Here is a 12,308-nt window from a genome sequence, read left to right as displayed (position 1 = left end):
GGCCCGGCGGTGATTTCGTCTCCAATCCCAGCCGGGAGCAGGAAACGAATCGGGTCAGCCGGACTTGCCAAATTGATTTCATCCGTTATCCATTCCGGGAAGCATTTCTTCGCTCACACAGGTCAGTAGCTCAATTGGTAGAGTAGCGGTCTCCAAAACCGTCGGTTGGGGGTTCGAGTCCCTCCTGGCCTGCCAGCGAAAATCCCGGAAACATCCGCAGAAAACGAAACGCTTCACATGAGTCGCATCCGCAAATACATCCGAGCTGAATGAATCCACAGTGGTGGTCTTCATCGCGATGATCCTCCTCGGAGGCTTCGTGGCAGCGTTTGACATCAGCTTTAAGTGGGCCTTCGAGGCCGCGCAGAAGCTGGGCATGTAATCTCCGTTTTCCCCCAAACCCTTTTTCGAATCCTCTTCTTATGGGAGCCATCCCCTCACCCCGCGACCAGTGGTTCGTCATCCACGTCCGCTCCGGCCTTGAACAGAAGGTCCGTGACAGCATGCTCCGCCGCATTGAGAAAGAGGAGATGAGCGACTACGTCTATCAGGTGCTCGTGCCCATGGAGCGAGTGGCTGAAGTGAAGAAGGGCAAGCGCTCCGAAAGCAACCGCAAGTTCTTCCCGGGCTACGTCATCGCCAACTGCCACCTGCTGGACGAGCACAACCGCCTGGTGGACAAGACCTGGTACTTTGTGAAGGAAACCGACGGCGTGCTCAACTTCGCCGGCACGAAGGACCACCCCATTCCGATGCGCGCCAAGGAAGTGGAGGCCATGCTGGCCCAGGTGCGCGACAAGGACGAGGGCGCCGTGCCCAAGATCGCCTTCAATCTCGGCGACACTGTGCGCGTGGCGGACGGCCCCTTCGAAAGCCAGAACGGCATCGTCGAGGAAATCGACCCGGAACGCGGCGTGCTGCGCGTGTCCGTCAACATTTTCGGGCGCTCCACACCGGTCGATCTCGAATACTGGCAGGTCGAGAAGGCATAAGCCGCGTCGCCGCCCCCTGAATCTCAATCACAAGCAAGGAACACAAACACATGGCCAAAGAAATCGTCAAACTCATCAAGCTCCAGATCAAGGCTGGCGCTGCCAACCCCGCACCGCCCATCGGCCCTGCTCTCGGTCAGGCCGGTGTGAACATCATGGCCTTCTGCAAGGAGTTCAACGCCGCCACCGCCAAGGCGGGTGGTGACGTCCTGCCGACCGTCATCACGGTTTACAAGGACAAGAGCTTCACCTTCATCACCAAGCAGCCCCCGGCCTCCAACCTTCTCAAGAAGGTGGCCAACATCGCCAGCGGCTCCAAGGAAGCGAACAAGATCAAGGTCGCGAAAATCACCCGCGCCCAGCTTCTTGAAGCCACCAAGATGAAGATCGCCGACCTCAACACCTCCGACCTCAATCAGGCCTCCCGCATCATGGCGGGCACCGCGCGCCAGATGGGCATCGAAATCATCGACTAATCCCCCAAACCCAAGCAGGAGAACGTCACAGTTCGCCACCACTGCACACCCACCATGCAAAAGAGAAGCAAACGCTACAAGAAAGCAGCCGAGATGGTTCCGGCAGGCAAGGCATTCACGCTCGAAGAAGCGGCCGAACTCCTGCGCAAACTCCCTGGCACCAAGTTCAACCAGACCGTCACCCTGTCGTTCCGCATGGGTGTGGATCCGAAGAAGAGCGACCAGATGGTCCGCGGCACCTGCCCGCTGCCCCATGGCTCCGGCAAGACCGTGCGCGTGGCTGTGTTCGCCCAGGGCTCCGCGGCAGACGCCGCCAAGGCCGCCGGCGCTGACATCGTCGGCAACGAAGACCTCATCGCCAAGGTGAAGGACGGCTTCCTGGACTTCGACGTCGCCATCGCCACTCCGGCCGCGATGAATGAAGTGCGCAAGCTTGGTAAACAGCTCGGTCCTCGTGGCTTGATGCCGAATCCTCGTACCGGCACTGTGACGGACGACACCGCCGCCGCCGTCAAGGCTGTGAAGGCCGGCCGCGCCGACTTCAAGCTCGACAAGAACGGCAACATCGCCTCCTCCGTCGGCAAGGCTTCCTTCGAAGTGGCGCAGATCGCTGAAAACGCCACCTCGCTGATCGAAGCCGTGGTGCGTGCCAAGCCCGCCTCCGCCCGCGGCCGCTACGTCGAAACCATCACGCTCGCCGCCACCATGTCGCCTGCCCTTCGCATCGACGTGTCGAAGTACATCAAACTCTAATTCCAGCAGCACTGTACCATGAAAGAACTCAAAACATTGCTCATTGATGATCTGCTGAAGCGGGTCAACGCCTCTCCGTTCCTGTTCGTCGTCGATTACACCGGCCTGAAGGTGGACAAGTTTGCCGAACTGCGCAAGCGCCTCGCCACCACCGGTGCGGAGATCCACGTCTTCAAAAACAACCTCGTGAAGAAGGCCGCTGAAAAGGCCGGCTTCCCGGGTGAGCTGGGCGAACACCTCACGGGCCAGAGCGCCTTTGTGACGGGTGCCAAGGACGTCTGCGCCGCCGCGAAGATCATGAAGAACTTCGCCGCTGAATTCGAGAAGCCGGTCATGAAGGCCGGAGTGCTCGACGGCAAGCTCCTCGACGCCGCTGGCATCAAGGCCCTGGCCGACCTGCCCGCACGCGAAGTGCTCCTCGCCCAGCTTCTCGGCGTCCTTCAGGCTCCTGCCTCGAAGCTCGTCCGCACCCTCAATGAGCCCGCCGCCTCCCTGGCCCGCCTTTTCAAGGCCAAGAGCGAGCAGGCTTAACCCCCGCCCCAACCCTTTGAATAGATGGCCCGTCAAACGGCCTGAACACCCAAACACCCAATGGTTCCTTGCCGGGGAGAAAGCTTTCTCCCTTAAACCACCCGAAGCTTCGGACAGCGGCGATACCGACATACTAACATGGCTGACCTGAATAAAATCGTAGAAGAACTGAGCACACTGACCGTCCTGGAAGTTGCCGACCTTGTGAAATCCCTCGAAGAGAAGTGGGGCGTGAGCGCCGCTGCTCCTGTCGCCGTCGCCGCCGCTGGTGGTGCCGCCGCTGGTGCTGCTCCTGCCGCCGCTGCTGAAGAGAAGACCGAGTTCGACGTCATCCTGACCGACGCTGGTGCCAACAAGATCGGCGTCATCAAGGAAGTCCGCGGCGTGGTCCCCGGCCTTGGCCTTGCAGAAGCGAAGAAGCTCGTCGAGAGCGCTCCGCAGACCCTCAAGGAAGGCGTCAAGAAGGAAGAAGCGGAAGACATCAAGAAGAAGATGGAAGCCGCTGGCGCCAAAGTCACGATCAAGTAGTCGCTCGTTCCTCCTGCTCTTTGCCGCGTGGCGCGCGCCCTCAAAAGCAGCGCCGCGCGGTCTGGGGCCCGCCAGTGAGTGTCAGTCCCCAATCCTCCCGTCTGTTTCGTTCCATCGCATGCCCGCTTCCGCCCGTGATCCCCGCCTGAACCTCCGCAGCCAGTGCTACGGTTCCGGGACACCACGCGACGTGGGGCATGCTTCATTTCATTTTCATCGCCTGAATCCCGGCTCACCCCAGGATTCCGGCTGCTTCGTTTTCGCGACAATCGTAAGCATTGCCGGGCTGGCCGCCTGACTTTGCTGCTTTTGTTGCTTCGCGGACTTCACACCTCCGCATCCCGTGCCACCGCCCATCGCCCCCTAACCGCCTCATCACTGCCTTATGTCCCAGCGCACCAACTTTGGCAAAATCCACGAAGTCGCCGAGCCCCCGAATCTCATCGAGATCCAGCTCCGCTCATACGAGGAGTTTCTCCAGAAAAATATCCTGCCCTCGAAGCGCAAGGACGTCGGCCTGCAGGCCGTGTTCCGGGAAGTTTTCCCGATCACCAGCTATGATGAGAAGATGACGCTCGATTTCGTCATGTACGAAATCGGCGAGCCGAAGCTGAGCTCCCTCGAAGCCATCCACGAGGCCGAGACCTACAGCTCCCCCCTTTACGTCACCTATGAGCTCAAGGACGAGCAGGGTGCCAAGCAGGAGCGCGTGTACATGGGCGAAATCCCCCTCATGACGGTGCGCGGCACCTTCGTGATCAATGGCGCCGAGCGTGTGGTCGTCTCCCAGCTTCATCGTTCCCCCGGCATCTGCTTTGAAACCACCCAGCACCTCAACGGCCGCTGGCTGCACGGCTTCCGCATCATCCCTGACCGCGGCACCTGGCTGGAAGTGCAGTTCGACACGAACGACCTCCTTTACGTTTATCTCGACCGCCGCCGCCGCCGCCGCAAGTTCCTGGCCACCACGCTCCTGCGCGTGATCGGCTTCCCGGGCGACGAGGACATCCTCAAGCTCTTCTACGAGATCCAGGATCTCAAGCTCAAGGACAGCATCTCCGAAGAGGAGATCGCCACGAAGATCCTGTTCAAGGACATCCTCGACGGCGAGCTCATCGTCGCCCGTGCCTACGAGCCGCTGACCTCCGGCGTCATCCGCCAACTCATCCAGCTTGGCCACAAGTCCATCAAGGTCGTCACCGCCTCCCCGGACGACCTCCTCATCACCTCCCTGCGCAAGGACACCGCGAAGGATGAAGATGAAGCCCTCAAGGAAATCTACCGCCGTCTGCGTCCGGGCGATCCGCCCACCACGCCGAACGCCCGCGCTCTGGTGAAGCGCCTGTTCTTCGATCCGAAGCGCTATGACCTCACCCGTGTGGGCCGCTACAAGATCAATCAGAAGCTCTCGCTGAAGATCGACACTGAAATGCGCATCCTCACCGCTGAGGACGTCATCTCCGCGCTGCGCTACCTCTTCCATCTGCGCGAAGGGCAGGGGATTCTGGACGATATCGACCATCTCGGCAGCCGCCGCGTGCGCGCCGTGGGCGAACTTCTCGCCAACCAGTGCCGCGTGGGCCTGTCCCGCACCGAGCGTCTGGTGAAGGAGCGCATGACCCTGTTCGACGTGAACATGGACACCATGACGCCTGCCAAGCTCGTCAATCCGAAGGCGCTCTCCGCCGTCGTGCGCGACTTCTTCGGCCGCAGCCAGCTTTCCCAGTTCATGGACCAGATCAATCCCCTGGCCGAACTGACCCACAAGCGTCGTCTGTCCGCACTCGGCCCAGGCGGTCTGAACCGTGACCGTGCAGGCTTCGAAGTGCGTGACGTTCATCCGTCCCATTACGGCCGCATCTGCCCGATTGAGACTCCTGAAGGTCCGAACATCGGTCTGATCAACTCCCTCGGCTCCTACGCCCGAATCAACGAATTCGGCTTCATCGAAACGCCGTACCGTCCGGTGAAGGACTGCGTGGTGGCCGACAAGATCGAGTACCTCACCGCCGACCAGGAAGAGAAGCATTACATCGCCCAGTCGAACAATCCGGTGGACGAAAAGGGCCGCTTTAAAGGCGCCAAGGTCACCGTGCGTTACCGTGGCGACTTCATCGAAGTCGAGCCAGGCATCGTCACCCTGATGGATGTGTCTCCGAAGCAGCTCGTTTCCGTGGCTGCCGCACTGATTCCGTTCCTTGAGCACGATGACGCCAACCGCGCCCTGATGGGCTCCAACATGCAGCGCCAGGGCGTGCCTCTCCTCGAAGGTGAGTCCCCGCTCGTGGGCACCGGCATGGAAGGCAAGGCCGCGCGCGACTCGCGCTCCGTGATCGTTGCAGACGCCAACGGCACCGTCGCCGCCGCGACCGCCGACGTGATCATCATCACCAAGGACGGCAACCTGCCGGTCAAGGACGAGAAGTTCCTGGAAAACCCGCTCAAGTCCGTGCAGACGGACGAAGACAAGGGCACCCATGTGTACCCGCTGCGCAAGTTTGGCCGCAGCAACGCCGGCACCTGCATCAACCAGAAGCCTCTGGTGAAGCGCGGTCAGAAGATCAAGAAGGGCGATGTCATCGCCGACGGTCCTTGCACCGACCAGGGCGAGCTTGCCATCGGCAAGAACATGCTCGTGGCCTTCATGCCTTGGAACGGCTATAACTTCGAAGACGCCATCACCATCAGCCGCCGCGTGGTGAAGGAGGACATCTACACCTCCATCCACATCGAAGACTTCGAAGTCATCGCCCGTGACACCAAGCTGGGGCCTGAAGAAATCACGCGCGACATCCCGAACGTGGGTGACGAAGCGCTGAAGAACCTCGACGCCCAGGGCGTCGTGCGCATCGGCGCGGAAGTGAAGCCTGGCGACATCCTCGTCGGCAAGATCACGCCGAAGTCCGAAACGGAACTCGCCCCTGAAGAGCGCCTCCTGCGCGCCATCTTCGGTGAAAAGGCCGCGGACGTGAAGGACACCTCCCTGCGCGTGCCATCCGGCTGCACCGGCATCATCATGGACGTCCGCATCGCCCAGCGCGGCGCGAACGGCGACTCCGAGAAGGAGAAGCTCTCCCCCGCCGAGTACAAGAAGCACATCAAGCAGATCGAAGAAGACTATCGTGCGAAGAAGGAAGACCTCACCGAGCAGCTCACCGAGCGCCTCTCGGACATCCTTCTCAACGAGAAGATCCCGCTCGACATCGTGAACGGTCAGACTGGCGAGCCTCTCGTGGGCGCGAACAAGAAGATCACCAAGACGATGCTGCGCCACGTGGCCGAAAGCTACGACACCATCGAAATCGACCCGAGCCCGATCCGTAACAAGATCTTCGACATCATCCAGACCTTCGAACAGAAGTTCAGCGATGCCGACATGGAACGTGAGCGCAACCTCGACAAGATCGAGTCCAGCGAAGACACCGCCGACAGCGGCGTGGTCAAGCAGGTGCGCGTCTTCCTGGCCTCCAAGCGCAAGCTTTCCGTGGGTGACAAGATGGCCGGCCGTCACGGCAACAAGGGCATCGTCGCCAACATCGTCCCTGAAGAAGACATGCCGTTCCTCGAAAACGGCTGTCCGGTGGACATCGTGCTGAATCCTCTCGGCGTGCCTTCCCGAATGAACGTGGGGCAGGTGCTTGAGACCCACCTGGGTCTCGCCGCCAAGGCTCTTGGCATGAAGATCGCCACTCCGGTGTTCGACGGTATCCCTGAGACCAAGATCATGGAGTACATCAAGGAGGCCAAGAAGGTGGAAGGCTACGAATGGATGGGCCTCAACGGCAAGTCGAAGCTCTTCGACGGCCGCACTGGTGATGCCTTCAGCCTCGATGTCGTCGTCGGCTACATCTACATGCTGAAGCTGAACCACCTGGTGGCGGACAAGATCCACGCCCGTGCGGTCGGACCTTACTCGCTCGTCACGCAGCAGCCTCTGGGTGGTAAAGCCCAGTATGGCGGCCAGCGCTTCGGGGAAATGGAGGTGTGGGCGCTCGAAGCCTACGGCGCCGCCTTCACGCTGCAGGAACTCCTCACCGTCAAGTCTGACGATGTGCAGGGCCGCACGCGCATCTATGAGCAGATCGTCAAAGGCGACCACGCTCTGGAAGCCGGCACGCCGGAGTCCTTCAACGTGCTCATCAAGGAAATGCAGTCCCTCGGTCTCGACGTCAAGGTGCACAAACGCTCCAGCGCCAATGCCGATGCGGAAGCTCTCGACGGCTTCGTCACCACGGCGGGTGCCTAACCCGCCATTCCCCAGAAACCCAGCGCATAAACCTGCCACCCATCTCCACACATCATGAATGCTGACGCGAGCTTGAAAGAAATCTTCGGGGAACCTCAACACGGCGAGGAGTTCGACTATGTGTCGATCTGCATCGCCTCGGCGGACCGCACCCGCTCCTGGTCCTCCGGCGAAGTTAAGAATCCAGAAACCATCAACTACCGTACGTTCAAGCCAGAAAAGGGCGGCCTTTTCTGCGAGCGTATCTTCGGACCCACCCGTGACTGGGAGTGCGCCTGCGGCAAGTACAAGCGCATCAAGCACAAGGGCGTGGTCTGCGACCGCTGCGGGGTCGAAGTGACCCTCTCCCGCGTCCGTCGCGAGCGCATGGGCCACATCGAGCTCGCCGTGCCGGTGACTCACATCTGGTTCTACAAGTGCATGCCTTCCCGCATCGGCCTCATGCTCGACATGACCGCCCGTTCGCTGGAGCGAGTGATCTACTATGAAGACTACATGGTCATCGATCCAGGCAGCACCCCGCTTCAGCGTGGCCAGCTCCTGACCGAAGTCGATCTTCGTGAAGCCGAGGAGCAGTACGGTGCAGACGCCTTCCGCGTCGGCATGGGCGCCCAGGCCATCCGCGACATCTTCGCCCAGCTCAACCTGGCCGAAGTGACCAAGGAGCTCGAAGAAGCGATGACCAAGACGCGCTCCAAGCAGATCCGCAAGAAGCTCGCCAAGCGCCTCAAGCTCTGCCAGGGCTTCGCCGAAAGCCACAGCCGTCCGGAATGGATGATCCTGGAAGTGCTGCCGGTCATCCCGCCAGACCTTCGTCCTCTCGTTCCCCTCGAAGGCGGCCGCTTTGCCACCTCCGACCTGAACGATCTGTATCGTCGCGTCATCAACCGCAACAACCGTCTCAAGAACCTCCTTCAGCTCCGCACGCCGGATGTCATCATCCGCAACGAAAAGCGCATGCTGCAGGAAGCTGTTGATGCGTTGTTCGACAACGGCCGCCATGGCCGTCCGGTGACCGGTGCGGGCAATCGTCCGCTGAAGTCCATGTCCGACATGCTAAAGGGCAAGTCCGGCCGTTTCCGCCAGAACCTTCTCGGCAAGCGCGTGGACTACTCCGGCCGTTCCGTCATCGTTATCGGTCCGGACCTCAATCTGAACCAGTGCGGTCTTCCCAAGAAGATGGCTCTGGTGCTGTTCGAACCCTTCATCATCCGCCGTCTCAAGGAGATGGGCCTGGTGCACACCGTGCGCAGCGCGAAGAAGATGATCGAACGCCGCACCCCGGAAGTGTGGGACATTCTGGACGAAGTGACCAAGGGCCACCCCGTCCTTCTCAACCGCGCTCCGACCCTGCACCGTCTCTCGATCCAGGCCTTCGAGCCGAAGCTCATCGAAGGTGAGGCCATCCGCGTGCATCCGCTCGTTTGTACGGCCTACAACGCCGACTTCGACGGTGACCAGATGGCTGTGCACGTGCCGCTTTCCATTGAAGCTCAGATGGAGGCCCGCCTGCTCATGCTTGCGCCGAACAACCTGTTCAGCCCTGCCAGCGGCAAACCGGTGATGAACCCCTCCCAGGACATTCCTCTGGGCTGCTACTTCCTCACCTACCTGCGCGAGTTCCCCGGGCACGACGCCAAGGGCAAGAAGGGTGATGTGGACGGCCGCGTGCCGATCTTCAATGACGCCTCCGAAGTGGAGTTCGCCATCGCTGAAGGCGGCCTGACCGTGAATGACAAGGTGCGCTTCCGCAATCCTGACCACGGCCTGCCAAAGCGCCCCTATGGCGACCCGTCCAAGGCTGTGGTCGAAACCACCGCCGGCCGTGTCCTCTTCAATGAAATCTGGCCTGAAGGGCTGGGCTTCATCAACACCACCGTTGGCAAGAAGCAGGTGTCTGACATCATCTGGCGCTGCTTCCAGACCTTCGGCCAGAAGGAGACCGTGCATGCGCTGGACCGCCTGAAGCAGCTCGGCTTCCGCGAAGCCACCCGTTCCGGCTGCTCCATCGGTATCACGGACATGGTCATCCCGACCGCCAAGGCCGGTGGCCTGGAAAACGCCTACAAGCAGATCGAGGAAATCGAGAAGCAGTATCGCCGCGGTATCATCACCAACGGCGAGCGCTATCAGAAGATCATCGACATCTGGACGCAGGTGGGTGAAATCGTCGCCGACGAGCTCTTCCGCACCCTGGAATACAACGAGGGCAAGAAGCACCACAACCCGCTCTACGTCATGGTGAACTCGGGCGCCCGAGGCAACCGTACGCAGATCAAGCAGCTCGCCGGCATGCGCGGCCTCATGGCCAAGCCCTCCGGCGAGATCATCGAGCGTCCGATCACCTCGAACTTCCGTGAAGGTCTGAGCGTGCTCGAGTACTTCATCTCCACGCACGGTGCGCGTAAAGGCCTGGCAGACACCGCTCTGAAGACCGCTGACTCCGGCTACATGACCCGCAAGCTGGTGGACGTGTCCCAGGACGTCATCGTCACCGAGGAAGACTGCGGCACCGTCAACGGCATCACGCTTTCCTCCATCTATCAGGGCGACGAAGAAATCGTCGATCTCAAGACCCGCGTCTATGGCCGCGTGTCCTGCGAAACCATCCATGATCCGGTGGACAAGAGCGTCATCATCAAGGCCGGCCAGCTCGCTTCCGAGAAGGAAGCCGCGCACCTCGCCAAGATCGGTGTCGAGAAGCTCAAGATCCGCTCCGTGCTCACCTGCGAAAGCAAGCGCGGCTGCTGCTCCAAGTGCTACGGCCTCCACCTCGCCACGCACCGCATGGCGAAGATCGGCGAAGCCGTCGGCATCGTGGCCGCCCAGTCCATCGGCGAGCCCGGAACGCAGCTCACCATGCGTACCTTCCACGTGGGTGGTGCTGCCACGAGCTCGTTCAAGCAGCCCTTCATCAACGTCAAGAACACCGGTACGGTCAAGTACACCGACATGCGTGCGGTGCAGACCATCGAAGGCACCTGGATCGCCCTCACCAAGAACGGCGTCCTGTCCATCCACGACGACGACGGTCGCGAACTCGAAAGCCACAAGCTGGTCACGGGCGCCGTTATCGCCGTCGAAGACGGTGGCAAGGTCAAGAAGGGCCAGCAGGTCGTCACCTGGGATCCGTATAACGTGCCGATCATCACCGAGAAGGCCGGCAAGCTGGAGTTCCGCGACATGATCTCCGGCATCACCATCACCAAGGAAGTCAACCAGAGCACGGGCAACGAGGAAACCGTTGTGATCGAGCACAAGGAAGACCTCCACCCGCAGGTGGTCGTGGTGAATCCGAAGACCCACGAAGTCCTCGCCAGCTACACCATTCCTGCCGGCGCTCACTTGAGCGTGAAGAACAACGAGAAGGTCGAGGCTGGTACCACCATCGCCAAGACGCCCCGCAAGGCCTCCAAGACGAAGGACATCACCGGTGGTCTTCCCCGTGTGGCCGAGCTTTTCGAAGCCCGCAAGCCCAAGGACGCCTGCGAAATCGCCCGTATCGACGGCACCGTGGAAATCGGCGGCCTCGTCCGCGGCAAGCGTCGCGTCATTGTCACCGACAACAAGACCGGCCAGCAGGAAGAACATCTCATCCCCCGCAGCAAGCACATCCTGCTGTTCAATGGCGACCACGTCAGCAAGGGCGACCAGATCACCGATGGTCCTGTCGTCCCGCATGACCTCCTGGAAATCCTTGGCCCGCAGGCGCTGCGCGAGCACCTCGTCAATGAAGTGCAGGAAGTGTACCGCGCCCAGGGTGTGGAAATCAACGACAAGCACGTTGAGATCATCATCCGCCAGATGCTGCGCAAGGTGAAGGTCACCGACACCGGCGACACCGAGTTCCTCTGTCATCTCTGCCGCCTCCTTCCAGGACACCACCCGTGTGCTCACCGAGGCCGCCACCCTTGCCAAGTCCGACTTCCTGCGTGGCTTCAAGGAAAACGTCATCATGGGACATCTCATCCCGGCCGGCACCGGCTTCATCAGCAACCGCAACTTCGAACTTCACGAGACCGAGCGCCCCGCTCTGCCTGCCGTGGACGAAGACGCGGCCTAAGCAGCCCGCCAGTTCCAACCCTTACCCGCCTCCCTCGGTGCAAGCCGGCGGAGGCGGTTTTGCGTGCGGGCCTGCTGATTTCTTTAGGTGACGTTCAGGCGTCCAACTGAGGGCATAAGGGCGAAAACTAGTTAATATATCCTAACTATGAGCACTCTCTGCATTCAAGCTGACTGGAACATCCTTAAGGGCAAACTCAAGCAGGCCTGGGCCCTTGTCACTTCCGACGACCTCGAATACGAGGAAGGCAAGACCGACGAGTTCCTCGGTCGCATCCAAAAGAAAACCGGCGAAAAACGCGCCGCCATCCGGAGGGCCAGACGCGCCTGTGAAGAACTGTGGCAGGAGATTGGCCAGCCTCCGCGAAGTTGTCGTTGAGCTGCGAGCACGGGCGGTATTAGACTGGTTGGGTAGTACCTTGAAACATGGTCAGCCGCATTGAACCTGACAGATATGCTGACACGGGTTTTTCCGTGAAGGATACCGCGCCGGAGATCAACGCCATGATATTCGCCGCCATGATGCGCAAGACCCCGGAAGAAAGGCTGCTGATGGGATTCAGCATGACGGAGACGGCGCGAAGGCTGGTATGGGGCAGTGTTCGGGACCTGCCCACCGAGAGCGAACGAAGGAGAGAATTCTTCCGTCGATTTTACGGCATGGAATGTCCCTTTGAGTAGATGGCTGCAGGCATGGGGGCTGTTTGGGAAAACAACCGT

Annotated in this window: 9 protein-coding genes, 1 tRNA gene and 1 pseudogene; all 11 read left to right on the top strand. The window is 60.7% G+C overall.

All coding sequences use genetic code 11. The features are described 5' to 3' along the window. The first annotated feature begins 119 nt into the window (after positions 1–119). The 11 genes and pseudogenes from ACILSQ_RS06040 (at position 120) to ACILSQ_RS05990 (ending at position 12,269) form a co-directional block, all read left to right on the top strand. Positions 120–195 (top strand) — tRNA-Trp (locus ACILSQ_RS06040). A gap of 70 nt (positions 196–265) precedes the next feature. Next, entirely contained in the window at positions 266–382 is a 117-nt protein-coding gene (locus tag ACILSQ_RS06035; protein WP_395743018.1) for a preprotein translocase subunit SecE, read from the top strand. A 40-nt stretch (positions 383–422) separates the two neighbouring features. Beyond that, positions 423–992, top strand: coding sequence for a transcription termination/antitermination protein NusG (nusG, locus tag ACILSQ_RS06030; RefSeq protein ID WP_395742687.1), 570 nt, complete (start codon positions 423–425; stop codon positions 990–992). A gap of 50 nt (positions 993–1,042) precedes the next feature. Then, positions 1,043–1,468, top strand: a complete 426-nt coding sequence (rplK, locus tag ACILSQ_RS06025) for a 50S ribosomal protein L11 (protein ID WP_395742686.1) — start codon at positions 1,043–1,045, stop codon at positions 1,466–1,468. 54 nt (positions 1,469–1,522) lie between these two features. Next, a complete protein-coding gene (rplA, locus tag ACILSQ_RS06020; RefSeq protein ID WP_395742685.1) occupies positions 1,523–2,221 on the top strand; it encodes a 50S ribosomal protein L1 in 699 nt (232 codons plus the stop codon). An 18-nt stretch (positions 2,222–2,239) separates the two neighbouring features. Continuing rightward, positions 2,240–2,752 (top strand): 50S ribosomal protein L10, encoded by a 513-nt coding sequence (gene rplJ / locus ACILSQ_RS06015; RefSeq protein ID WP_395742684.1) that lies wholly within the window; start codon positions 2,240–2,242, stop codon positions 2,750–2,752. 138 nt (positions 2,753–2,890) lie between these two features. Next, on the top strand, positions 2,891–3,280 hold the full coding sequence (rplL, locus tag ACILSQ_RS06010; protein WP_395742683.1) for a 50S ribosomal protein L7/L12: 390 nt from the start codon (positions 2,891–2,893) through the stop codon (positions 3,278–3,280). A gap of 385 nt (positions 3,281–3,665) precedes the next feature. Then, positions 3,666–7,526: a DNA-directed RNA polymerase subunit beta gene (gene rpoB / locus ACILSQ_RS06005; protein ID WP_395742682.1), complete on the top strand. Its 3,861-nt coding sequence runs from the start codon at positions 3,666–3,668 to the stop codon at positions 7,524–7,526. Positions 7,527–7,580: 54 nt separating this feature from the next. Continuing rightward, a pseudogene (rpoC, locus tag ACILSQ_RS06000) lies at positions 7,581–11,589 on the top strand (DNA-directed RNA polymerase subunit beta'). Positions 11,590–11,736: 147 nt separating this feature from the next. Next, positions 11,737–11,967 carry a CsbD family protein gene (locus tag ACILSQ_RS05995; RefSeq protein WP_395742681.1) on the top strand — a complete coding sequence of 77 codons (231 nt, stop codon included), beginning with the start codon at positions 11,737–11,739 and terminating at the stop codon, positions 11,965–11,967. Between the two features lie 47 nt (positions 11,968–12,014). Further along, entirely contained in the window at positions 12,015–12,269 is a 255-nt protein-coding gene (locus ACILSQ_RS05990; RefSeq protein ID WP_395742680.1) for a hypothetical protein, read from the top strand. The last annotated feature ends 39 nt before the right edge of the window (positions 12,270–12,308 follow it).

This window comes from Prosthecobacter sp., from assembly GCF_044227185.1.
In the GTDB taxonomy this organism is placed as follows: Bacteria; Verrucomicrobiota; Verrucomicrobiia; order Verrucomicrobiales; family Verrucomicrobiaceae; genus Prosthecobacter.
Note: the sequence above shows the minus strand (reverse complement) of the source record. Positions and strands in the feature narration are given on the sequence as shown.